Source organism: Flavilitoribacter nigricans DSM 23189 = NBRC 102662, assembly GCF_002646595.1.
Lineage (GTDB): Bacteria > Bacteroidota > Bacteroidia > Chitinophagales > Saprospiraceae > Flavilitoribacter > Flavilitoribacter nigricans.
The window spans coordinates 36,192-61,642 of the sequence record NZ_PDUD01000047.1; the positions used below are offsets into that span (position 1 = coordinate 36,192).

General features: G+C 53.6%; 11 protein-coding genes. All 11 read left to right on the plus strand.

Features of this window, described 5'->3' with window-relative positions; all coding sequences use genetic code 11:
• Nucleotides 1-230: 230 nt before the first annotated feature.
• The 11 genes from CRP01_RS34630 (at nucleotide 231) to CRP01_RS34680 (ending at nucleotide 25,252) form a co-directional block, all read left to right on the plus strand.
• The gene (locus CRP01_RS34630; RefSeq protein WP_099154669.1) at nucleotides 231-1,481 is read left to right on the plus strand and encodes an efflux RND transporter periplasmic adaptor subunit; all 1,251 of its coding nucleotides are present in this window, start codon (nucleotides 231-233) and stop codon (nucleotides 1,479-1,481) included.
• A gap of 273 nt (nucleotides 1,482-1,754) precedes the next feature.
• On the plus strand, nucleotides 1,755-2,441 hold the full coding sequence (locus tag CRP01_RS34635) for an ABC transporter ATP-binding protein (protein ID WP_099154670.1): 687 nt from the start codon (nucleotides 1,755-1,757) through the stop codon (nucleotides 2,439-2,441).
• A gap of 214 nt (nucleotides 2,442-2,655) precedes the next feature.
• Nucleotides 2,656-5,079 carry an ABC transporter permease gene (locus tag CRP01_RS34640; protein WP_099154671.1) on the plus strand — a complete coding sequence of 808 codons (2,424 nt, stop codon included), beginning with the start codon at nucleotides 2,656-2,658 and terminating at the stop codon, nucleotides 5,077-5,079.
• 89 nt (nucleotides 5,080-5,168) lie between these two features.
• Entirely contained in the window at nucleotides 5,169-7,616 is a 2,448-nt protein-coding gene (locus CRP01_RS34645) for an ABC transporter permease (RefSeq protein ID WP_099154672.1), read from the plus strand.
• Between the two features lie 60 nt (nucleotides 7,617-7,676).
• Nucleotides 7,677-10,073, plus strand: coding sequence for an ABC transporter permease (locus CRP01_RS34650; RefSeq protein WP_099154673.1), 2,397 nt, complete (start codon nucleotides 7,677-7,679; stop codon nucleotides 10,071-10,073).
• 53 nt (nucleotides 10,074-10,126) lie between these two features.
• Nucleotides 10,127-12,559: an ABC transporter permease gene (locus CRP01_RS34655; RefSeq protein ID WP_170110667.1), complete on the plus strand. Its 2,433-nt coding sequence runs from the start codon at nucleotides 10,127-10,129 to the stop codon at nucleotides 12,557-12,559.
• A 50-nt stretch (nucleotides 12,560-12,609) separates the two neighbouring features.
• Nucleotides 12,610-15,024, plus strand: coding sequence for an ABC transporter permease (locus CRP01_RS34660; protein ID WP_099154675.1), 2,415 nt, complete (start codon nucleotides 12,610-12,612; stop codon nucleotides 15,022-15,024).
• A 270-nt stretch (nucleotides 15,025-15,294) separates the two neighbouring features.
• On the plus strand, nucleotides 15,295-17,751 hold the full coding sequence (locus CRP01_RS34665) for an ABC transporter permease (protein ID WP_099154676.1): 2,457 nt from the start codon (nucleotides 15,295-15,297) through the stop codon (nucleotides 17,749-17,751).
• A 54-nt stretch (nucleotides 17,752-17,805) separates the two neighbouring features.
• Nucleotides 17,806-20,241: an ABC transporter permease gene (locus CRP01_RS34670; protein ID WP_099154677.1), complete on the plus strand. Its 2,436-nt coding sequence runs from the start codon at nucleotides 17,806-17,808 to the stop codon at nucleotides 20,239-20,241.
• Nucleotides 20,242-20,352: 111 nt separating this feature from the next.
• The gene (locus tag CRP01_RS34675; RefSeq protein ID WP_099154678.1) at nucleotides 20,353-22,773 is read left to right on the plus strand and encodes an ABC transporter permease; all 2,421 of its coding nucleotides are present in this window, start codon (nucleotides 20,353-20,355) and stop codon (nucleotides 22,771-22,773) included.
• Between the two features lie 70 nt (nucleotides 22,774-22,843).
• Nucleotides 22,844-25,252 carry an ABC transporter permease gene (locus CRP01_RS34680; protein ID WP_099154679.1) on the plus strand — a complete coding sequence of 803 codons (2,409 nt, stop codon included), beginning with the start codon at nucleotides 22,844-22,846 and terminating at the stop codon, nucleotides 25,250-25,252.
• Nucleotides 25,253-25,451 lie beyond the last annotated feature (199 nt).

The window sequence follows — 25,451 nt, forward strand, 5'->3', positions numbered from 1 at the left end:
CAGTTGTTTGGAAAAGTTGGCACACCCCTTGTTCATTACTGTACACAAGTAATCACCTGACAATTTTTTTATAATATCGAACCGGCGGGTACCCGACAATTAAAGCAAACAACCCGACTGTAAATTTTTCGAAGCGGACCAAGAGTTATAAGGATTAAAAAAGTTCGCTAATCCAATGCCCGCCGATTTCGATATTTTCTGGTTAAAAACCATTTAAGAAGGAACAAACAATGGATCGTAAGATAGAAAAGAAGACCTGGACCTGGCAACGCATTCTCCTGATACTGGTGGGGATCGGCGGTGTAGCCCTGATCATTTCCGCCATCAGCAAAACCGGAGGTGCCAGTCGATTAAATGTACAACGCGAACGTCTGCTAACCGATACGATTAACGAGGGTGTGTTTAAGGAATACATCACGCTTTTTGGGGTAGTCGAACCGATCAAGACCGTTTACCTGGATGCCGTAGAAGGTGGCCGGGTAGAGGAGGTTTTCCTCGAGAACGGCGCCATTGTGGAGAGCGGTCAGGATATCCTGCGCCTTTCCAATACGGATCTGGAGCTCAATGTACTGAACCAGGAAGCCCAGATCGTAACCCAGGTCAATAATATCCGCCAGACAAGTATTCTGATGGATCAGCAAAGTCTTAATTACCGCGAACAGGCCCTGGATGTACAATACCGTATCGACCAGCTGGAAAAGCAGTTTAAAAGAAACGAATCACTCTATCGCGACAGTGTGATCTCGCAGGTGGATTTCGAAGCCACCCAGGATGAATACGAACACCTGATGCGCCGCACCAAACTGATGAAAGCGACCATCGAAAAGGATTCACTGTTCCAGGTGATGCAGAAAGATCAGCTGGAAACCACGCTCAATCTGATGCGCCGAAACCTCGATTTTGCCAGAAGAAGCCTGGACAACCTGACCATCAAAGCACCGATCAGCGGCCAGGTATCCTCACTGGACAACGAGATCGGACAGTTGATCAACCGCGGTGACCGCATCGCACAGATCGATATCCTGGACGACTATAAGATCCGGGCCCGCATCGACGAATTCTATATCTCCCGCATCTTCCCCCAGCAGGAAGGTAACTTCACCATGGACGGCCAGGAATACACCCTGCGCATCCAGAAGATCTATCCGGAAGTAACCAACGGTTCTTTCGAAGTGGACCTGATCTTCGTGGGAGACCGGCCCGCCAACATCAAACGCGGACAGACCATTTCTCTGAAACTTTCCCTCAGTGACGAAAAAGAAGCTATGCTGCTGGCTAAAGGCGGATTCTTCCAGACTACCGGCGGCAACTGGGTATACGTGCTGGATCCGGGCGGAGAGATCGCCCGCAAACGCCGTATCCGCGTCGGTAATCAGAACCCCAATTACTACGAAGTTATCGAAGGGCTGCAACCTGGAGAGATTGTTATCGTCTCTTCTTATGAGAACTTCGGGGATAAAGACGAATTAGTACTCAAATAGCGCGGACCGGAGAGCAAGGGGCATGGAGGTAATCACCCGACTGTAAATTAAGATCCTCCATGCCCCCTGCTCTTCGCTCTGTGTAAATAATGCATAGAGCAGGAGGTTTGGGAAAGGGCATTTAATATTCCCGACTGTTCAAATTGTTAGCCCTTCTCTCCAGGCCCCCCGCTCCATGCACTTCGAAAAAAGCCCGGCTTATGCCCGGGGTAGGGTGAAGATCACCCTGCTCCCGGAAGTTTGCCCCACGCAAAAAATTTAAAAATTTAACTGATGATCAAAACTAAAGGACTGGTAAAAGTCTATCGCACCGACGAAGTGGAAACCACTGCTCTCAACGAAGTTGATGTAGAGATCAAACAGGGGGAGTTCGTTTCCATTATGGGCCCATCCGGCTGTGGAAAATCCACACTTCTGAATATTCTCGGCCTGATCGACAATCCTTCCGGCGGAGAGTACCACTTTCTCGATCACGAAGTTTCCAACTACAGCGAACGCCAACGTTCCAATCTGCGTAAGAACAATATTGGTTTCATCTTCCAGAGCTTTAACCTGATTGATGAGCTGACTGTATTCGAAAACGTGGAATTGCCGCTGATCTACACCAAAGTGGGATCCAAAGAACGCAAGGAGCGCGTAGACGAGGTGCTGGAAAAAATGAATATGATGCACCGCCGGAATCACTTCCCGCAACAACTGTCCGGTGGTCAGCAGCAGCGCGTGGCGGTAGCCCGGGCGATCGTCAATAACCCGAAGCTGATCCTGGCGGATGAGCCTACCGGTAACCTGGATAGCTCCAATGGCGATGATGTAATGAAGACACTGGTCCACCTGAATCAGGAAGGCGCAACCATCCTGATGGTGACCCACTCCCAATACTGTGCCGAATTCGGCAACCGGATCATCCGGATGCTTGACGGACAGGTGGTAACCGAGAACGTCGTTCAGCAATATCTCTGAAGAGGCGTATTACCCGACCGTAAAGGTGCCTTCCCGAAGGCAAAAGTTACCGATCGACAAGACAACTAAAGCAGTAGCGGGTAGCAGGAACCGAACATCGGGATCAGGTCGCAAAAGCGGCTGATCGCGAACCGGTCCCAACTACCCCCTGCCAACCTTAATCGCTGAGCCTGCCTGGCTCGGCCTTCCTGCGTATTGCCACAATCGAATTCTTATGCTGTTCAATCATTTCAAGATCGCCTGGAGAAAGATCATCAGACAAAAGGGCTTTACCGCTCTCAATCTTATGGGCCTGGCGGTTGGCCTGGCGGCTGCCTTCCTGACGGTTGCCTACGTCCACCATCAGTATAGCTTTGATCGCTTTCATGAGTATTCGGACCGGCTGTACCTGAGTTCGGCCAAGAGCTATTACGGCGAAACCTCTTTCAATACGACCCGTTTTGATGCCGGTTTCGGCCCCATCATCGAGGAACAGGTGCCCGGAGTGGAGGCTTTTGTCCGCACGGCACCCCAACAGAACGTGGTACTGAGTACCCTCGATGGTACCGAAAAATACAATGAGGGACATTTCCTTTTTGCCGATAGCAATTTCCTCAATATTTTTTCTTTCGAGCTACTGGCGGGCAACCGGAATACCGCTCTGGAGGAGCCTTTTTCCGTGCTGTTGACGCCGGCGATGGCGGAGAAATATTTCGGCACCGCGGATCCGATCGGCCAAACCATCAATTTCCTGCCGCCGTCCGGCGGATATCTGAGTGATACCGAAGTAAAGGACCATGCGCTCACCGTAAGCGGGGTGATCGCTCCGGCTCCCGGAAATTCCAACCTACAGTACGACTTTATTGCTTCCTTCAATAGCCTGCGGACAATCACTCCGCTGGCATTCGAATCTCCCGCGGCAAGACTCGGGAGTTTCAACACCTATTTCCTGCTGGCGGACGGGCAGAACGCCGCTCCGGTCCAATCCCGGATCGAAGAGATCATTACCGCTGCCAAACCCGAACAAGACCGTGAAAACCGGACCGAGATTTCGATCAGTACCTTACCCGACTACTATTTCACCGATGCCCTGCAGAAAAAAATGGGGCTCTTCATCGGGATCGCGCTGCTGATCCTGCTGTTGGCCATTGTCAATTACGCCAGTCTGACCACGGCCCGGGCCACCCAACGAGCTAAGGAAGTGGGCGTACGGAAAACGCTGGGAGCGAGAAGAGGACAACTGATCAGTCAGTTCTTCGGCGAATCTTCCCTCATGGTCTGTCTGGCTTTCGGGATCGCACTCTTCCTGAGCCGTCTGGCCCTGCCCGCAGTCAATTACATTGCCGATACCCGGATCGAACTGGATCTTTTGTTGCAGGGGCCGATGGTGTTGGCGATTACGGGCATTCTTATACTGAGCATCTTTCTGGCGGGCAGTTATCCGGCCCTGGCTCTATCCCGCTTCATCCCGGCCAAAGTATTGCGGACGGGTAGGGGAAGTGCCCTGAAAGGTGAACGGACCCGGCAGGCACTGATGGTCTTTCAGTTTGTCATTTCGGCCGGGCTGATCGTTTGCAGCCTGGTCATGCAATCCCAAATGAATTTTCTGGGCGAACGGGATCTCGGTTTCGACCGGGACCAACTGCTCGTTATTCCCTTTGAAGCCGAGCGGGAAGGTACCGCGAATGCCCTGAAAGCGGCTGCCGGTCGGGAATCCGGCGTGATCGGAGCGAGTATCTCTACGGCGGTACCCTTCAAATCCGAGGGAACGAACTTCTTTTTTGCCAAAACACCGACGGGTAAACCGCTATCGATCCATTTCACTTCGGCGGACCGGGATTTTCTGGAACTTATCGGAGCCAAATGGATTGCACAGGATGATTCCCGTAACGATGGCAGTAACACTGCGAAACGGGTATTCCTGAACGAGACGGCCCTGGAAAAAATGGAACTGAAAAATCCTACAGGGGAGCGCATTCTCAAAGAGATGAGCGGGGACGAAAACGGATATACCGTGAATGGAGTGATCGAGAATTATGCATTTTTCAGTTACAAAACCGAAGTAGATCCCCAGGTCATTTTTGAGTTGACGGAAGAGGATACCCGCCAATTGATCACTTCGGCCTATCTGACGCTACGCCTGAAACCCCAGAACGATATTCAAGCGACCATGAGCCGACTGGAAACGGCCTACAAAGGGATGGATTTCGCCAAACCCTTTGATTTCTTTTTCATCGATGATCAATACCAAGACCTCTACCGGTCGGAAATGCGCACGGCGGCGCTGTTTAAGTCGTTTACCTTCCTCGCAATTTTCATCGCCTGCCTCGGCTTGCTGGGCCTGAGCGCTTTCCTGGCCGAAAGAAGGACCAAAGAGATCGGTATCCGCAAAGTGTTCGGTGCCACGGTAGCCAATATCGTCGGCTTGTTGTCCCGGGATTTTCTCTACCTCGTGGCCATCGCTCTGGTGATCGCCTTACCGCTGACCTGGTATTTCATGGGACAGTGGCTGGAAGATTTTGCTTTCCGCATCGAGCTGAGCTGGTGGCTATTCGTCGTGGCGGCGGCCATGGCCCTCGGGATTGCCTTCCTGACGGTAAGCTTTCAGAGTATTAAAGCCGCCTTGGCCAATCCGGTCAAAAGTCTGCGGAATGAGTAAGCAACAAAAAGCTAAATGAATGCGCATCGAATAAACAAGGTTTTACCGCGTACTGAGCCCCTAAGCATTGAAAATACATACACCTGACTATGATCAAGAATTATTTTAAAGTTGCCTTTCGTACCTTATTCAAGCAAAAAGGGCTTTCCCTGATCAACATTCTGGGATTGTCCATTGGGCTGGCCTGTTTCAGTCTGTTCCTGCTTTACGCCATTAACGAACTGACCTACGACCGGCAGCACGAAAACGCTGATAATATTTTTCGGGTGTATCGCTGGACAGAGGCATTCGACGGCCGGGAAGCCCAGGCTGATGCCCACCTGCCGATGCCGCTGGGGCCGGCCATGCAGGAAACTTTTCCTGATGTAGAGGAAGTGGTACGCTTTCGTACGGCCTGGGGGGAGAACTTCGTTCGAAGCAACGGTCAGGTCCAGCGCGAAGGCGTTACCTTCGCGGATCCCAACGTATTTGACGTATTTACCTTCCCGCTGATCTACGGCCCCGAAAAGGAGATCCTGAAAGACCTGGAATCTGTGGTGCTGACCAAAAGTACCGCCATCCGGCTGTTCGGAGAGGAAAATCCAACCGGGAAAACGATGGACATCAAGCTGGAAGACAGCTTCCAGCCCTTTACGGTGGCGGCGGTAGTAGAGGACCAACCCTCCAATTCCACCATTCACTTTGATATACTCGCTAATTACCAATACCTCGCGTCCAAAACCCGCAGCGGAGAACGCTATCAGGGCAACTGGCAGCGATCCGCCTTCATGACCTTCCTGCAACTCAAACCCGGCAGCGGGCTACCCCATGCTCCGGAGCGCCTGCAGACCTTCAGAAACGAACATTATCCGGATACGGAAAGGGAAATGCGCGAAGCCGGTCGCTGGACGGGCGATGGCTCTCCGGTAACCTATAAGCTGCAGCCCCTGCGGGAAATGCATACGAATACGGAGGTTCCGGGTGGTTTTCGCTCGGCGATCGATCCGAAAAACATCTGGATCCTGCTCAGCATAGCGGGTGGCGTATTGCTGATCGCCTGTATCAACTTTACCACCCTGGCGATCGGTCGTTCGGCCGGTCGGGCGCAGGAAGTGGGCGTTCGCAAAGTGATCGGCAGCAGCCGTAAACAACTGATCGGCCAGTTCCTGACCGAATCCTTTCTGCTGAGTGGACTTTCGGCGGGTATCGGTCTGGGGTTGGGCTATCTGCTGCTCCCGGCATTCAATGAACTTTCCGACCGGGAACTGGTCTTTTCGCTGGAGCAATACCCCGAATTGGGTTGGCTGACGGCGGGCCTGGTGCTGGTGGTCGGATTGCTGGCCGGCAGTTATCCTTCACTGGTGATGTCCGGATTCCGTCCGGTTGAAGTATTGAAAACGAAGGTCCGGCTGGGCGGTTCCAATCTCTTTACCAAATCTCTGGTTACGCTGCAGTTCGTTTTATCCATCGGTCTGATCGCTTCTACGCTGATCATTTTGCAGCAGCTGCAATACATGCACAATCAGTACCCAGGTTTCAACAAGGAAAATGTAGTGGTGGTGAATGCCGAAGGCACGGATGTAGCCACGGTGTGGCCACGTTTCCGGGATGCGATGTCCCGACGGACCGACGTACTGGGCGTGACGAGCGCGGAGATCAGTCTGGGCGCCAATCAGGGCTACAGTCGCTCCGGTTTTGAATACAATGGTGATGAACTCAAATCTCTTTACGAATATTTTGTGGATGACCGCTACCTCGATGTAATGGACATCCCCCTGCTGGCCGGGCGCAATTTTGATCCCACTATTTCTGCGGATACCCTCACCTCCGTCATTTTTAACGAGTCTGCCGCCAAAGATTTCGGCTGGACGGCCGAATCGGCCATCGGGCAGCCGCTCACGGGCTATTCCCGGGATCCGGAAAGGACGCCGATCGTGATCGGGGTGGTGAAGGATTTCAACTTTTTCTCCTTCCGGGAAGGGGTGGAGCCCCAGTTGTTTCACCAGTTTTATGATTACCAGCCGTTCCGTTTTATGGTCCGTATCCCTTCCGGAAATCCGGAACAGGTGCTGAAAAATATAGAGACCGAATGGGAAGCCATCGTCCCCGATTTTCCCTTTTCCTACAGTTTTCTCGATGAAGACGTCAACCAATTCTATCAGGCCGAAGAACGCTGGGGGACCATCGTGGCCTGGGCGGGCGGCATCGCTATTTTCCTGGCCTGCCTCGGTTTACTGGGGCTGGCGGCGCTGGCCGCGGCCAACCGCACCAAGGAGATCGGGATCCGTAAAGTACTGGGGGCGAGCCTCAGCGGCATCGTCGGCCTGCTGTCCAGAGATTTTGTGCGGCTGGTAGCGATCGCCTTTGTGATCGCCGTTCCGCTGTCCTGGTATTTCATGCAGCGCTGGCTGGAAAATTTTGCCTACCGGATCGATATCCCGGTATGGGTATTTATTCTGGTCGGAATGGTAGCACTGCTGATCGCTTTTCTGACGGTGGGCTTCCAGAGTATGCGGGCGGCACTGGCCAACCCGGTCAAGTCGCTACGAAGCGAATAAAAGGAACTATAAGACCAGCGCTCCAAAAGTGGATGATTTAAGGATCACAAAACGCTCAACATGTTTAAGAATTTTTTGAAAGTAGCTTTTAGACAACTGCGGAAAAATCGCTTCTACGCGATCATCAGTATCAGCGGACTGGCCCTGAGCATCGGTTGCTGTCTGCTGATGTTGAGCTATCTGCAGAGTGAATGGAGCTATGATCAGCAAAATCACCAACCGGAACGTCTCTACCGGGTGGTTTTTGAGAACTATCTTGGTCAGGGGAAATTTGCGACAACGCCTCTGCCGATCGGTCCGGCCCTGGGCCAGGAGCTTCCCGAAGTGGCCTCCGTCACCCGGGTTGCCAAAGGTTTAACGACCCTAACCCGCTACCAGGATAAACGTTTTTTTGAAAATCTGGCCTTTATCGATACCGCCTTCGCGGAAGTTTTCCACCTGGATTTTATTGAGGGCGATGCAGCCACCGCACTGGCCACACCCCAGAGTGTAGTGATCAGTGAAAGCTATGCGAAAAAATATTTTGGAGATGCCAATCCCATTGGCAAAACCCTGGAGATCGGCAGTTCGGGGGCCTTGTACTCGACGGTGAGTGGCGTATTCCGGGATTTTCCCCAAAATACTACTGTGGAGTTCGATCTGGCACTGCCGTTCAGCACTTTCGAATCTGCCTACGGCCCGGCGGAACTCTGGCAGCAAATGCCGGGGAATTATACTTTTTTCCGGCTGGCCGAGCATACCTCCATCGAAGTGGCGGAAGCTAAACTAACGGCCTTCACCGAACGCCACCTGGCCGATCAACTCGACGACTGGCAGCAGAATTACCAAATGGCTTTTCAGCCACTGCTCGATATACACCTACATTCCGACTATGGCCGCGAAAGTAGCAGCGGTAATCTCAAAACGCTGTATCTCCTGGGCCTGATCGCATTGATCCTGCTCCTGATCGCCGGTATCAATTACGTAAATTACACCACTGCCCGTTTCCCCAAGCGGGCCAAAGAGGTGAGTATTCGCAAGATCATCGGCGCCAATCGTCGGAGCCTGATCGGGCAATTTATGATGGAAACGGTGCTCACCACGGCACTGGCCGGCATCCTCGCGATCGTACTGGCCAATCTGTTCCTGCCGGGATTTAATCTGATCTCGGGCAAAAGTTTTCAGGCGGCGGATCTGAACCAGCCCTGGTTCTATGCCTCAGCGCTGGCTGTGATCATGCTGGTGGGCCTCATTGCGGGCATTTTTCCCGCCTTGTTCCTGTCCGGTTTCCGGCCGCTGGAGGCGATGAAGGGCAAATTTCACCAGCTCTCCATGGCCGATCTTTCCCGGAAGGGTTTGGTGGTGGGGCAATTTGCCGCTTCGGTCATTCTGCTGGTCGCCACGCTGGTGGTGTGGCAGCAAATGGAGTACGTCCGGGAAAGTATCCGGCCCGAGGTGAGTGAACAGGTCGGCGTTTTTCAGATCAACGGTAAATTATCGGAACAATTCCCGATCCTGCAGGAGGAATTACAGCAAGTAGCCGGCGTGGAACGGGTAGCCGGCGGCAGCAATGTCGCTACCTTCACGGGAGATAGCTGGCCGATGCAGCTCGACCTGAATAGTCCGAAAGTACAAACGGAAAATTATGCGGTCCAGGGCGCTTTCCTGGAAACGATGGGGTACGAACTGATCGCCGGACGCAGCCTGGATGCAAGTCGGGCGTCGGACCGAAACGGTGCCTTTGTGATCAACGAGACGGCCGTTAAAGCTTTCGATTTTCCTTCAGCAGCCGCTGCCGTCGGCGAACGTGCGCTCTTCGGGAGCGGCAAAAGCCAGAAGGAAGGGCAGATCATTGGCGTGGTAAAAGATTTCCATTTTCAATCTTTTCACGATCAGGTAGAACCGGCGGTGATCCAATTCGCACCTTTTGACTGGATGCGCAGTCAGTTCGTGGCCGTGCGCTTCCAGTCCGACGAAACGGATCGCCTGCAAACGGCGGTGAAAGAGATCGTGCAGACACTGGATCCCAACTGGCACGCTGATCTGCATTTTCTGGATGAACAGTTTATGGAGCTGCACCAGAACGATCTGCAGCAGGGGCGGATCTTCGGTTCCTTTGCCCTGCTGGCCATTTTCATCTCTTGTCTGGGCCTGCTGGGGCTGGTGACCTACTCGGCCGAACAGCGCACCAAGGAGATCGGGATCCGCAAAGTACTGGGCGCTTCCATGGCCGGTATTTTCCGCATGTTATCTATGGACTTCCTACGGCTGGTACTGATCGCTTTTTTGATCGCCGTACCGATCAGCTGGTACCTGATGACCAACTGGCTGGAGGGTTTTACCTACCGGATCGATATTTCCGTGGTGGTATACCTCCTGGCCGGGATCAGCGCTTTTGCCATTGCTATGCTGGCGGTAAGTTTCCAAAGCCTGCGGGCGGCCGTCGCTAATCCGGTAGAATCTTTAAGAAATGAATGAGTCGGGTGCTGCCGGATTACACCGGGCATCTGATCCATGCAATACAGCATATTATGCTTAAAAATAACCTCAAACTCGCTATTCGGCATCTGCAGAACAGTAAAACATCCACCCTGATCAATGTATTTGGTCTGGCTCTGGGTCTGGCGGCGGCTTTTTTCATCTGGCAATACATCCGGATGGAAAACAGTTACGACCAGTTTCACGACAAAGCGGACCGGATCTACCGAATGACCCTGAAATTTTACGGACAGGGACGCCTCGAAGGGCACGATGCCATGAATGTGGCTCCACTGGGTCCGGCTCTGGCGGAAGATTTCCCGGAAGTAGAGTCCTACGTGCGTTTCACTCCGGAATACGGCCGGACGGTTTTCAAATACGGCGACCAGCAATACGAGGAGGAGAAGATGTACTATGCGGATTCGACCTTGTTCGAAGTGTTTGATTTCCCACTGATCGAGGGCGACCGGAAGACCTGTCTTACCCGTCCCTTCACCACCCTGTTGACCGAATCGGTTGCCGAGCGCTACTTTGGACCCCGGGCCTCCTGGACGGAAAGTCCGGTGGGTAAGGTGATCCGGGTCAATAACCGGGGAGACCTGGAAGTGACCGGTATCCTGGAAGATGTACCCGAAAATTCTCACCTGAAATTCAATATGCTGGTCTCCTTCAATACCTTCCTGGTGACGAACGGAGATCCGACCCAACAGTGGGGCTGGAATGACTTCTTTACTTTCGTACTCCTGCGCGAGAACGTGGATCCGGCTGCCTTTGCGGCAAAACTTCCGGATTTCAACAAAAAGCGCTTTGTGGAAAAAACGGAAGGTTTCTACAGTGAAGCGGTTATGCAACCGCTGCTCGATATTCATCTCAACTCTAAACTCGGATACGAAGCGGAGCCCAACGGAGACGGCAACACGGTCTATTTCCTGTTTCTGATCGGAATCGTGGTAGTGATCGTCGCCTGGGTAAATTACATCAATCTGGCTACCGCTCGGGCCGAAGAACGGGCTCGCGAAGTGGGCGTGCGCAAGGTGATCGGTGCGAATCAGGGTACTTTGGTCGCGCAGTTTTTGACCGAAGCTTTTTTGGTTAATCTGGTCGCTATACTGCTGGCCGTTTGTCTGGTACAATTGGGACAACCCGCCATGGATACCCTGGTGGGTAAAACGATGCCCTCCATCTTTGCCGGCCCGACGGTCTGGTGGCTGCTGCCGACTTTATTGTTGGCCGGCACCGTGCTGTCCGGCCTTTATCCTGCTTTTTTCCTGGCTACCTTTTCTCCGGCCAAAACCCTGAAAGGAGAAAAACAGCGACGGGGTAAAGGCGTCCTGCGCAAGGGCCTGGTAACGTTTCAGTATGCCGTATCCGTGGCGCTCATCATCGGTACCGTGGTGATCTTCCTGCAGTTGCGGTATATGAAAAATCAGGACCTGGGCTTTGCGCTGGATCAGCAACTGATCATTAATGCGCCGACCTCACTGGATAGTGATTCGGTCTACAGAGCCCATTACCAAAGTTTCAAAATGGCGCTGAACAATATCCCCGAAATAGAGCAGATTGGGGCTTCTTCGGCCATACCGGGAAAGAAATATTTAGATATAGATGCCCACGGCGGCATCCGGATGATGTCGGCGGATAAGGAAAAGAATGTAACCTTCAAGGGCTTTGTCATGGATGAAGGTTTCCTGGAGGTTTTTGGTATGGAGTTACTGGCCGGCCGCAACTTCTCCGATGAAATGTCGACGGATAAAGATGCGATCATCCTGACGGAAAGTGCCCTGCCTATGCTGGAGTTGGAAGATCCCGAATCCGCGATCGGCAAAACGGTCAACTATCAGGGTTCGCCCCGTTCGATCGTAGGGGTGGTAGCCGATTACCATCATCGCTCCCTGCAGCACGCCTACGAACCGATGATCCTGCGGAATTCCGGTAGTAACTACCTGTATTTTTCGCTCGGGCTGGCCGCGGATAATGCCACCGAAGTGAGCACGCTCATCGGCAAGGTCGAACAGACCTGGTCCCGGTTCTTCCCAAATAACCCGTTCAATTATTTCTTTCTGGACGACCATTTCAACGAGCAGTACATCGCGGATCAGCGGTTGGGGAATATCATTGCCATCTTCTCCTCGCTGGCTATTCTGATCGCCTGTCTCGGACTGTTCGGGTTGGCATCCTATATGGTAACGGTCCGGACCAAAGAGATCGGTATTCGCAAAGTGCTGGGCGCTTCTACGGCCGGACTGGTCGGATTGTTGTCCCGGGATTTCCTGCTGCTGGTGGGTATTGCCATCCTGATCGCCTCGCCGCTGGCCTGGTGGCTCATGGATACCTGGCTGGAAAATTTTGCCTATCGCATCCATATTCAGTGGTGGGTATTTGCCCTGACGGGCCTGGTCGCACTGAGTATTGCCTTTTTCACGGTGAGTCTGCAAAGTGTAAAAGCAGCACTGGCCAATCCGATCGATTCCTTGAAAAGTGAGTGATAGGGTGCTCCGCACTTTATCCCAACTTCATAAAAATACAACCGTAAGCTATGTTGCGAAATAATCTCAAACTTATCCTCCGGCAGTTTTGGCAAAACAAAACCTTCAGTCTGATCAATATTCTCGGGCTGACCCTGGGGACGGCCTGTTGCCTGTATATCCTGTTCTTCGCCATGGAGCAGTATCAGTACGATAAGCACCATGCCGATCTGGATGCCCTCTACCGCGTGGTGACCGACACCAAATTGCAGGAAAATCCGCGGCGTGAGATGTCTACCCTGTCGCCGCCCATTGCACCGGCGCTGGGCGAAGAATTTGCGGAAGTAGAAAACTGGACCCGCGTGATCGGTACGCCGGATGTCAGCCAGCAGATCCTGAAATGGAAGAATACCTCCTTCTACGAAACCAAAGGCTATTATGTTGATCCGGCCTTTTTCCAGGTGTTTACCTACAAATGGGTAGAAGGCGATCCGGCGCACGCGTTGGATGAACCCTATACGGTCGTTCTGACCCGTAAGGTGGCCGAAAAGCTGTTTGGTCGCCAGTCCGCGCTGGGGGAAAGCATAGAGATCGCGGACAACGAATTCCGCGTCACCGGGGTAGTCGACGCCCAGGCGAATCCTTCCCATATTCGCGGCCACTACTATATGGCCATCAACAGCGGCGGTATCGGCGAGTATGTAATCAATAACAACAACTGGTCGGGCAATAACTTCATTCACGGTTACATCAAGCTGAAACCCCAGGCCAGTGCCGAAGTAGTAGCCGCCAGGCTACCCGCATTTCTGGAGCAACACGGTGGCGACCAGTTGCGCAATATGGGCATGGAAAAGTCGCTGCATCTGGAAGCGGTTCGGGATATCCACCTGTTTTCGGAGCGCAGCAATCAGGTAGAAACTACCGTCAGTTCCAGCCTGCTGTATATCCTGTTGACGATTGCCGGCTTTATCCAGTTCCTGGCGTGTATCAACTTTATGAATCTGACCACGGCCCGATCTACCTTACGGGCCAAAGAGGTCGGTATCCGGAAAACGGTTGGGGCCGGCAGAGGCAGCCTGATCAGTCAGTTCCTGACGGAGGCGGTCCTTTTGTCTGCCATTGCTTTCCTGTTGGCCATCCCACTGATCAAATTAGCCTTGCCCTGGCTGAATCTGATGACCGGCAGTGACGTGACCGGCAGCTTTAGCCAATACCCTCAGATCTGGCTGTTGATCGGAGCGCTGGTACTTTTGACCGGTCTGTTGGCGGGTAGTTATCCGGCCTTTTACCTGTCCGGTTTTAAGGCTGTCAATGCCTTTAAAGCCGGTAGCGGCCGGAGTCGTTTTTCCGTAGCTAATCTGCGGAAGGGATTGGTGGTGCTGCAGTTTGCGGTTTCCGTAGGACTGGTGATCGGAGCGATCCTGATCCACCAGCAGTTGCAGTTCATTCAGAACCGGGATCTGGGTTTCCAGAAAGAACAGCAGATCATTGTGCCGGTCAGAACGGATGCGGCCCGGTCTCGTCTCGCAACTTTCAAACAGGAAGTCAAACAGTTGCCCGCGGTACGCACGGTGAGCGGGATGCTCGCCACGCCGGGGCAGTTTGTTACCCGGGATTTTTCCGTCTACACCGAAGGACAGACGATGGAAAGCGCCCAGAATACCAAGGTCATTTATACGGATGAAGATTATCTGGACGCACTGAACATTCCCCTGCTCGCCGGCCGGGCGTTGCTGCCGGGCGATACCACCAATCAGATCGTGCTGAATGAATACGCCGTGGCGGCCCTGGGACTGTCGGTCAGCGATGCACCCGGTACGGAGGTCTATTCCGATTTTGATGATGAACAGATCACTTACCACATTGTGGGGGTAATGCAGGATTTCAATTTCCAGTCCCTGCGCTCGGATATGTATCCGCTGATGTTGAGCTACTGGCCGCCCAATCAGCACTTCAATACCCTGATCAGCACCCAAACCGAAGATTATGCCGGTTTGCTGGCTACCATTGAAACCACCTGGAACCAACTCAACCCGGATACCCCCTTTGAATACAGTTTCCTGGATGAAGATCTACAGAAACAGTACCAGGCAGAAACCAATCTGTCGTACATCATCAGTCTGTTTACTTTCCTGGCCATTTTGATCTCCTGTATGGGGCTGTTTGGTCTGGCGACCTTCAGCATGGAGCGCCGGGTGAAAGAGATCGGTATCCGGAAAGTACTGGGGGCGACTACCGGCAGTCTGGTCGGCCGATTGTCCAAAGAATTCCTGGCGCTGGTCCTGCTGGCCCTGGTGCTGGCTTCACCGGTGGCCTGGTATTTTATGCGGCAGTGGCTGACGGAGTTTGCCTACCATATCCAGATCCAATGGTGGGTGTTTGTGCTGGTCGGCGGATTTGCGGTCGCGATCGCTTTCCTGACGGTGAGCTTTCAGGCGGTGCGGGCCGCATTGGCCAACCCGGTCGAGGCGCTGAAGAGCGAATAAAAGTCTTGTTTTTCCGGGGGAAAAGTATAGCATATCCCCGGATGTTTATTGCAAATGACGAACAGCTGCGGGCCCGAAAACGGAGCGTTAAAGCATCGATAAAATTATTATGTGCTAATTGATTGATTTTCGGTTCATTATTGCAACCGGCAGGTACAAAAAAACGACATATGAGGTGACATAAAATAATAGTCAGTAAGCGGTGGTCAGGCAAGTCTGCGGGCGCCTGGCCACTGAAAACTGATCGTGATCACCTAAACTGTAAGTCTTATGTTTCAGAACTATTTCAAAATGGCCTGGCGGAACCTGTTAAAAAATAAAGGGTTCAGCCTGATCAATATCTTTGGCCTGGCCATCGGCGTGGCTTGCTGCCTGCTCATCATGTTGTACGTTGCCAACGAACTGAGCTACGATCGCTGGAACCCCAATGCGGACCGGATCGTGCGGGCAGCGGCGGACATTAAGTTCGGCGGTACCCACTACCAGATGGCGACAACGGGCTCGGTGGTAGGTCCGGATAGTGGTGCAGAATTGCCCGAGGTGGAGTCCTGGTGCCGGATCCGGCAGTACGGAAGTTTCCTGGTGAAACCCGACGGCGAGGGCCAACAGAATATCCGGGAGGAATACGTGCTGACCGCAGACAGTACTTTCTTCGAACTGTTTCCGGTAGGTGTCATCGAGGGCAGTGCCGAAAATTGCCTGACCGAACCCAATACCATGGCCATTTCCCGGAGCCGGGCTGAAAAATATTTCGAATCTGCCCAGGCGGCGATCGGGCAGACCCTGATCTTCGACAATGAAGACCGCTGGCGGGTGACGGCCGTTTACGAAGATATGCCCCGAAATACGCATTTCCGGGCCGATCTGATCATGTCGATGAACGGCAACCGCGAGGTCGCTACCGATCCGCCTTATTGGGCATCCAATAACAACTTTCACAATTACCTCCTACTGCACGAGGATGCGGACCTGGAAGCATTCAGAGCAAAGTTTGCCGCTTTTTCCCGGGAAAAGATCGCCGTGACGGCCCAGCAGTTGATGGGCATTTCGGTGGAGGAATTTGAGGCTTCCGGCCAGTACGCCCGTATCTATCTGCAGGACCTGCAGGACATCCACCTGCATTCCGATCTCAATGTGGAACTGGCGCCCAACGGCAGTATCAAATACGTCTGGATCTTCGGCCTGATCGCCGCCTTCGTACTGATCATTGCCTGCATCAATTTTATGAATTTGTCGACGGCCCGTTCGGCCGATCGGGCCAAAGAGATCGGTGTCCGCAAGGTAATGGGCAGTCGCCGTTCGTCCCTTATCGGTCAGTTCCTGAGCGAAAGTACCCTGCTCGCGGCCCTGGCCGTGGTGCTGGCGATCGGCATTGCCGTAGTTGCTTTACCGGAATACCAGGAACTGGCGGACCGGGAACTCAGCATGCCCTGGGGGTCTCCGCTTTTCTGGCTTTCGCTGGTCGGCACCGTGGGCGTGGTCGGACTGCTGGCGGGCAGTTACCCGGCCTTTTTCCTTTCTGCTTTTGATACCCTGAAAGTACTGCGGGGACAGATCAAAAGCCGGAGCAAAGGGCTGAGCTTCCGCTCGGTGCTGGTGGTTTTCCAGTTTGTGACGTCCGCTACGCTGATCCTGGCCACACTATTCGTTTTCAAGCAACTGAATTATATCCAAAGTAAAAAAGTCGGTTTCAATCGGGACCAGGTAATTATTGTGAACGATGCCTACGCACTCGGTAGTCAGGCGAATACCTTTAAGGAAGAAATGTTGAAACATCCGGCGATCGAGAGCGCTACGGTAAGCAGCTACCTGCCGGTACCGTCGCACCGCTCGGATCAGACCTTCAGCAAAGCCCGGAGTTTCAGCACGGATAATTCCGTCAATATGCAACAGTGGCGGGTAGACGAAAACTACCTGAATACTCTGGGCATGGAACTGGCCGAAGGCCGGAATTTCGATCTGGCCCAGCGGCTGGACAGTTCCGCCGTTATTCTCAACGAAGCGGCGGCGAAACTATTCGGATTCGACGACCCGATCGGGAAAAAGATCTATACCCTGACCGACAGCCCGGGCGGTACGCCGCGGCCGGAAGATTTTGAAGAACTGACGGTGATCGGCGTTGTACAGGATTTCCACTGGGCGAGTATGCGGGAAAATATCGGTGCGCTGAGTTTGCGGCTGTCGCCATCCCAGAGTTATATCTCTTTCCGCTACAAGGGCGGTGAGACCGAAGCGGTGATCAGTGCCCTGGAGAACCAGTGGCAGAAAATGGCCCCGGATCAGCCCTTCAGCAATCGCTTTCTGGACAGTGCTTTTGCCGATATGTACGTAGCCGAGCAGCGCATTGGCCGGATCGCCGGGGTGTTCGCCCTGTTGTCCATCCTGGTTAGTTGTCTGGGACTGTTTGGTCTGGCCAGTTACGCTACGGAGCAACGGACCAAAGAGATCGGTATCCGCAAGGTGCTGGGAGCATCGGTTCCCGGTATTGTCGGACTACTTTCGAAAGATTTTCTGAAACTGGTGGGTGTGGCCCTGATCATTGCCATCCCGCTGGTTATCTACGGTATGAATAAATGGCTGGAAGATTTTGCATTTAGAATATCTCTGGATTGGGGTGTATTCATTCTGGCCGCGATCATTGTACTGCTCATCGCCTTCCTCACGGTAAGTGTCCAGGGCGTGAAAGCAGCATTATCCAATCCGATAAAATCATTGAGGAGTGAATAATTGAAGTGGTCGGTCGGTCGACAAGGGGCCGGCCGACCACTAAAAACAAAATTTATGTTCTACAATCACCTGAAAATTGCCGTCCGGGCCTTACGGAAAAACAAGATCTATACCATCATCAATCTTTCCGGGCTCACGCTGGGGATCGCGGCGGCATTACTGATCTTCCGCCTGGTCAATTACGAATACAGCTTCAATAAGAACTTTGCGAATTACGATCGCATCGTCCGCGTAGTGGCTGAGCAGGAGCGGGCCGACGGTGAAATAGAACTAGGGGTCTGTACCCCAATCCCGGCGATGGACGACATTGAAAGTAATGTCAGTCAGTTCGAAAAGATGAGCCGGATCCGGGAATTGTGGGGTTCCCTGACCATCCCCAATCCGGACGGAGGTGCCCCGCTGAAGAAGCTCGGTATGACACCACCGGAGACCGCCTTTTTTGTCGAAACGGAATTTTTTCAGGTTTTCGATCTGGACTGGCTGGCCGGTGATCCGGCAACGGCACTGGACGACCCCGGCACCATTGTTCTGACCCGTACCTGGGCGGAAAAGAGTTTCGGTCAGTGGCAAACGGCCATGGATCAGACCCTGCTATTGGACAATCTCTACCCGGTAGTGGTTAAAGGTGTGGTGGAAGACCTGCCGGATAACAGCGATTTCCCGATCCCCTATATGGTTTCCTATCCGACCGTTCGCGCCAATGCCGATGCCTTTTTCTTCGATGAGGAAAGCTGGGGAAGTTGCAGCTCCAACAATCAGATCTATGCGCTTTTGTACCGCGAAGATCAGATAGACGCTGCCAATGCGGTGCTGGCCCAGGTAGGGGAGGAGGAATACCGGGGGCGCAATAACGAACGGAATCGACACCACGTGCTCCAGCCACTGTCGGATCTGCATTACAACGAAGAACTCGGTCATTCCGGATCCCACCGGGTCGAAAAAAGCCGCCTGCGGGTGCTTTCCGCGATTGGTATTCTGATCCTGATCATGGCCTGTTTCAATTTTATCAATCTCGCTACCGCACAGGCCTCTCTGCGGGCCAAGGAGGTAGGGGTTCGCAAAACCCTCGGTGGATTGCGCGGCCAGCTGGTCGGACAGTTCATGACGGAAACCGGACTGATCGTTGGGCTCTCGGTCGTTTTGGGCGCTACGCTCGCATCCCTGGCCCTGCCGTTGCTCAAGCACGTGTCCGAAGTACCGGATGACCTGCCCTTCTTCTCCAATTTGTTGATCTGGGCCTTCCTGGTCGCCATCGGTTTCGGGGTGACGGTACTCGCCGGCTTGTATCCCTCATTATCTCTGGCTGGATTCAAACCGGTGGAAGCGCTGAAATCCAACAGCACCCGCAGCCTTTCCGGCGGGGTATTCCTGCGCAAAGCCCTGGTGGTACTGCAGTTTGCCATCGCTCAGGCGCTGATCGTAGGTTCCATTATTACGATCCTGCAACTGGACTATATCCGATCACAGGACCTCGGCTTTAAAAAAGATCTGATCTATACCTTTTCCTTCAATTCCGATAGTGCTACCATTGCCCGGCAATCAGCGCTCAAACAACGGCTGGAAGCCATTCCCGCCGTGGAGCAGGTGAGCTTCAGCAGTGATCAGCCTTTTTCGGGAAATACCTGGGCTTCCAACTTCCGCTACGGCTCCCGTCCGGAAGATGAACCCTACGCGATCACACTCAAATACTGCGATCCGGATTACCAGGATACCTACGGTATTGAACTATTGGCCGGCAAATGGTACAGCCCCTCGGATACCATGCGGCAGGCAGTGGTCAATATGACCCTGCTGGAAAAACTCGGGATCAACAATCCCGACGAAGTAGTCGGTCAGAAGCTGCGATTGGGCAGCCGCCGGGTCATGGAGATCACCGGCGTGGCTGAGGATTTCCATACCCATTCCTTCCGGCAGGAACACGATCCGCTGCTGATGACCACCAACAAAGTATTCTACTGGGAGGCCGGACTGAAGATACGTCCGGATGATATTAAGGGAACGACTGCCGCCATCCAGGCCACTTTTGACGAAGTGTTGCCGGAACAGGTCTTTTCCGGGCAGTTCCTGGATGAAAACATTGCCCAATTTTACGAAGATGATGCCCGGCTGGCGGCTACCTGTAAAGCCTTCGGCTTGCTGGCCATTCTGATCTCCTGCCTGGGACTCTTTGGACTGGCCACGCACGCCGCCGCACAACGGATCAAGGAAGTGGGGATCCGTAAAGTGCTCGGTGCGAGCATACCCGGCATCGTCGCACTCCTTTCGAAGGATTTTCTCAAGCTGGTCATTCTGGCGCTGGTGATCTCCGCCCCGCTGGCGTGGTTCTTCATGAGCAACTGGCTGGATGACTTCGTTTACCGGATCGACATTCCCTGGTGGGTGTTCATCCTGGCGGGTGCCGGCGCTATCGCCATCGCCTTCCTCACAGTAAGTTACCAAAGTATCCGGGCGGCTCTGGCCAATCCGGTGAAGTCCCTGAAAAGCGAATAGGTATTGATCCGCCGATCGTCGGTCCGGGTGTCGTTACTGGCGGCCGACCGGCGACCGGCGGATCAACCACCGGCCACCGATCCATCTATCTCCTAATCTAATACCCGACTTATGCTCCTCAATAACCTCAAGATCGCCTACCGTTATCTCCGAAGCCATAAGTTTTATGCCCTGTCCAATTTCGGTGGCCTCACGCTCGGGTTTTTCTGTTTCCTGTTGCTCAATTTCTATATCCGCAGTGAGCAGCATTACGATCGGCAACACGGATATGTGTTCCGTCTCAATGAAATTCGGCAGGTGGACAACGGCGACCTGCGGACCAGCGCCCGAGCGGGGGCGCAACTGGGCATTAAGGTCGAGGAGGTCTTTCCCGAAATAGAGGCCAGCACCCAGATCATGGTACTGGGGCGACTAACGGTTGGCAATGAACCGGCGAAGATGAGTTACGAGCAGGTCAGCACAATTGACCGGGACTTTTTTGAGGTTTTCAATTTTAAACTTACCGAAGGCACCCCACAGAAGATCTTTTCCACGCCGAACGGAGTGGTGATCACGGAGCGCCTGTCGGAAAAATACTTTGGCCGGGAATCGGCACTGGGGCAGCCCCTCCATACCAATATGTTCGAAGGTACGGTGGTGGGCGTACTGGAGGATTTCCCGGAAAACACCCATATGGAAGGCTATCTGATGCTGCCGACCCAGACGGCATCCGCTATTTTTCCCTGGTGGGACGAGTACACCAGCACCAACTGGGATGATAATAGCTTCCTGACCTATCTGCGGGTACGGGAAGATGCGAACCTGGCCGCTTTGGCGGAAAAGATCACCGGTATGGCGGAGCGCAACTGGCCGCAGGATGAGGAGTTTCGCAGCCGGTTCGAAATGCAGCCGGTACAGGATATCCATCTGTCCGAACTGGAAGTACAGGGTGAGATCAACCGTTCCAAAGGCAACCTGTTTTACGTCCGGGTATTCTTCTGGATCGCACTCGTCATTCTGCTGGTCGCCTGTTTCAATTACGCCGGCCTGCTGAATGTCGCCTTCATGGGGCGCTACCGGGAGATCGGGGTCCGCAAGGCGATCGGTGCCAACCGCCGCCAATTGCTCTGGCAGTTATTTTCCGAAAGCATGCTGCTGACCACCGTTTCGCTCGCCGCCGCGGTGGGTCTGCTTTATACCCTGAAACCCCAGCTGACCGCCTGGCTGGGTACCTCCTTTGACTGGTCGTACCTGCCCGTGCAGCAGATCGGATTGCTGGCGGCAGCCGGCCTGCTGGTCAGCCTGACGGCCATCGCCTATCCGAGCTGGCTGGTCTCCCGGGTGGCCACCGTAGAAGCGCTGAAAAAAGAAAAACATGCCGATAGCGGCTTCTCCATCCGCAAGGTGGTGACCTTCTTTCAATTTACCGCAGCGATCTGTCTGATCGCCTGTGCGCTGATCTTTTACCGGCAACTGGACTATGTGCAATCCAAAAATATGGGATTCGATATGGAGGGCATGGTCGTAGTGGATATCAACAGTGGGGTACTGCGCAATCAGTTCGAGGCGATCAAGCGGGAATTCAGCCAGTTGCCCGAGGTGGAATCCGTAACGGTCAGCTCCCGGGTGCCGGGAGAATGGAAACAGTATCCCCTGGCCCGGGTGATCCGGTCGGGCATGAGTGAGCAGCAGGCGCGGGAAATGATCTTTGTCGGCGCGGACCAGGATTTTCTGGCCACCTACCAGGTAGAACTGAGCGAAGGACAAAATCTGAGCGGAGCCCCGGCCGACAGTGCCAAAGTCCTGATCAATCGCTCGGCCGTAGCGGCGCTCGGATTGAGTGAACCGATCGGGCAGCAGATCCAGATCCCGAGTGTCAACTGGAGCGGAGATAATGCCGAGCTTTCGGAAGTATTCACCGCTCAGGTGGTCGGGGTGGTGGAAGATTTCCATTTCGAAGATTTTCATCTGGCGATCAAACCCATGGTGATCGGCTTCCGCAATAACCCGATCCACAATATCGATTACTATTCGCTCAAGGTCAATACAGAGGACTGGAGTACGACGCTGGCCGATCTCAAAACTATCAATGATCGTTTCGATCCCGAAAACCCGATCGAATACCACATCCTGAACGATCAGTTCCAGCGATTCTACGAGGCCGATATTACGCGCAGTCGCCTGCTGGTATTCTTCTCCGCCATCGTGGTATTTATTGCCTGTCTGGGACTCTTCGTCATGACGGCCTTTACGCTCAGCAACCGGATCAAGGAAATTGGGATCCGCAAGGTATTGGGAGCCACCAGCGGTCAGATCGTTCGCCTGATCATCCGGGATTCCACGGTACTCATTCTGGGGGCGGCAATACTCGGCATTGGTCTGGCCCGTTACGCCATGGGCTTATGGCTGGAAGAATTTGCCTACCGCATCGACCTCAAATGGTGGTACTTTGGGATGGCGGGCCTGCTGGCCCTGATCATTGCCCTGTGCACCGTCAGCTTCCAGAGTCTGAAAGCCGCCTGGAGTAATCCCGTAGAGAGTCTGAAGAATTAAAAAATAAAGCCGTAGCAATAGTCGGCACCGCCATTTATCACCACACATCACCACCGTAAAATTCAGTCAAATGTTTCGCAATTATTTTAAACTCGCACTCAGGAACCTCACTAAGAACCGCCTGTATTCGGTCATTAAGATCAGCGGATTGACGATCGGCATGACCGCCGCCGTACTTATCGGACTCTATCTGCAACACGAACTGAGTTTTGATTCCGTCCACGCCAAAGCCGATCGCATTGCCCGGGTAACCATGGAATACGGTGGGGCGGATGGAGATCGCAATTTTTCCGAAACGACCGGCAATAAAGTAGCGCCGACCTTCCAATCGGATTTTCCGGAAATTGAAGAAGCGATCCGGGTGATCAGTTATAAACAGGTTGCCAAAGTAGGGGAGCAACTGGTGGAGGAAGACCGTATTTATTACGCCGACAGCAGTTTCTTTCAGGTGTTTACCTTTCCCATGCTGGAAGGAGATTCCGCACGCGCCATTGCGGAGCCGGGCAAGGTGGTGCTCTCCGCTACCATGGCGGAGAAGTATTTTGGTAACACCAGCCCTATGGGACAGGTGATCCAGCTCGGTTCCAAGGATTATACGGTCAGCGGTGTGATGGAGGATGCTTCCGAACTTTCCCAGGTGCAGCCCGACTTCATTGCCGGGTTTATGAATTTGCGCGACGCCGCCCCCGAGCGGGAAACCTGGTGGAACGCCAATTATGCCACCTACTTTCTGCTCCGGCAACCGGCGGATATCGCCGGACTGGAAGCCAAGATCCCGGAATATATGGAGCGCTTTTATCAGGACGAGCGCTACTTCGATAAAAATGATTTTCTGGTGTATCACCTCGAACCGCTGCGGTCGGTACACCTGTATTCGGAACTGTCCGGGAACTTTGTCCCCAACGGTGATATCCGCTACCTGTATATTCTGGTGGGCATCGGTTTGCTGATCCTGTTGATCGCAACTACGACCTATATCAATCTGACCACCGCTACCGGCGCGGCCCGCGCCAAGGAGGTGAGTATGCAGAAGGTACTGGGCGCGGAGCGGAAACATCTGGTGGCTCAGCACCTGAGCGAAGCCATACTGGTGACGGGTTTCGCGCTGACGCTGGGGTACGCACTGGCCAATATATTGCTGCCGGCCTTCAACAATCTGTTCGACCAGAATCTATCCTGGGATCTGCTGATCCATCCGCTTTCGGTAGCCGGTATTGTTGTTTTCGGCCTGCTGGTGGGCCTGCTGTCCGGAGCTTATCCGGCCCTGATCCTGTCTAAATATAAAGTTACCGAGCTGATGCTGGGTAAGTGGAAAAGCAGTCGCGGCAGCTTTGGCGTACGGCAGCTCCTGATCGTTCTGCAATTCGGTATTTCCGTGTTCCTGATCATCTGTACGCTGGTGCTGCAGGATCAGCTGGCCTTCATTCAGGAACAAAAGCTGGGCTATAACGAAGAACAGGTGCTGGTGCTACCCACGGATGGCCGGATCGTTGAAAAACTCGATCTGATCAAATCCGAGCTCAACCGTATGGACGCGGTCCAGTCCGTCAGTCTTTCCTACGAAACTCCCGTGGAGATCCGGGGAACCTACGGCATTTCCGGCACGGAAAATGTCACGGATGATAAATCGGTAACTGCCCTGCCCATCGACGAAGATTTTCTGGAAACCATGGAGATCCCGCTGGTAGCCGGCGAAAACATCAAGCGGGCCGATATTGAAGCGGAAGTCAATGCCTATGCGGCCGAGCAGGAACCGCCCACGCGGCCTATTCTGGTAAACGAACGGCAGGCAGCCGATTTCGGCTGGAACGGGGAAGAGGCGGTTGGCCAGTTTGTGAACTTTAACGGCCGCCGGGCCCAGATCCGGGGTGTCGTCCAGGACTTTCACTTTTCCTCGCTGCATGAAGCGATCGACCGGCTGGTAATGTTCCCGAGTGACTGGGGCAACGTGCTGCTGGTTAAACTCAGTGGCCAGCAGGTGGGCACCGCCATCGAAGCGATCGGTGATCAATGGGCTTCTTTCGCTCCCCACCGGCCCTACAGTTACCATTTCCTCGACGAAGAGTTTGCCAAATTGTATGCCTCCGAGGCGCGGACGGCCGGCTTGGTCACTACCTTTTCCATCCTCGCTATATTTCTGGCCTGCATGAGCCTTTTCGGACTGGCTTCCTTCAATATCGTGAAACGGACCAAAGAGATCGGTATCCGGAAGGTACTCGGCGCTTCCGTGACGGGTATTGTGGCCCTGCTGTCCAAAGACTTCATTCGACTGGTGCTGGTCGCCATTGTCCTGGCGGGGCCCTTGGCCTACTGGGTAATGAGTCGCTGGTTACAGAATTTTGCCTACCGTATCGAGCTGGGGGGCGGGGTGCTGCTACTGGCGGGATTAGCCGTCATGGCGATCGCTTTTCTGGCGGTAAGCTGGCAGAGTATACGGGCGGCCCTGGGAAATCCGGTGAAGGCCTTACGCAGTGAATAGCGATTTTTAATTGCCCTAACCGAAGGTGGAAGATAGAAGTGCCGGAGGTAAAAAAAATGGCGAAAATCTCGTCCGCAAGGAAAAGCAATACTTTTAGAAAGGATGGTCCAAAAAATGAGGCACCGAATTACATTTCGAAAAATGTCTTTCGGTGCCTCTTTAATTGTCCCCCTCAATTAAAAAATTGAGGTATTGTCCT

What these genes read in the sequence shown, in the direction of transcription:
- CRP01_RS34675 (WP_099154678.1), top strand. Translation starts at nt 20,353, where the DNA reads ATGCTCCTCAATAACCTCAAGATCGCCTACCGTTATCTCCGAAGCCAT.
- CRP01_RS34645 (WP_099154672.1), top strand. Translation starts at nt 5,169, where the DNA reads ATGATCAAGAATTATTTTAAAGTTGCCTTTCGTACCTTATTCAAGCAA.
- CRP01_RS34670 (WP_099154677.1), top strand. Translation starts at nt 17,806, where the DNA reads ATGTTCTACAATCACCTGAAAATTGCCGTCCGGGCCTTACGGAAAAAC.
- CRP01_RS34665 (WP_099154676.1), top strand. Translation starts at nt 15,295, where the DNA reads ATGTTTCAGAACTATTTCAAAATGGCCTGGCGGAACCTGTTAAAAAAT.
- CRP01_RS34635 (WP_099154670.1), top strand. Translation starts at nt 1,755, where the DNA reads ATGATCAAAACTAAAGGACTGGTAAAAGTCTATCGCACCGACGAAGTG.
- CRP01_RS34660 (WP_099154675.1), top strand. Translation starts at nt 12,610, where the DNA reads ATGTTGCGAAATAATCTCAAACTTATCCTCCGGCAGTTTTGGCAAAAC.
- CRP01_RS34655 (WP_170110667.1), top strand. Translation starts at nt 10,127, where the DNA reads ATGCTTAAAAATAACCTCAAACTCGCTATTCGGCATCTGCAGAACAGT.
- CRP01_RS34640 (WP_099154671.1), top strand. Translation starts at nt 2,656, where the DNA reads ATGCTGTTCAATCATTTCAAGATCGCCTGGAGAAAGATCATCAGACAA.
- CRP01_RS34650 (WP_099154673.1), top strand. Translation starts at nt 7,677, where the DNA reads ATGTTTAAGAATTTTTTGAAAGTAGCTTTTAGACAACTGCGGAAAAAT.
- CRP01_RS34630 (WP_099154669.1), top strand. Translation starts at nt 231, where the DNA reads ATGGATCGTAAGATAGAAAAGAAGACCTGGACCTGGCAACGCATTCTC.
- CRP01_RS34680 (WP_099154679.1), top strand. Translation starts at nt 22,844, where the DNA reads ATGTTTCGCAATTATTTTAAACTCGCACTCAGGAACCTCACTAAGAAC.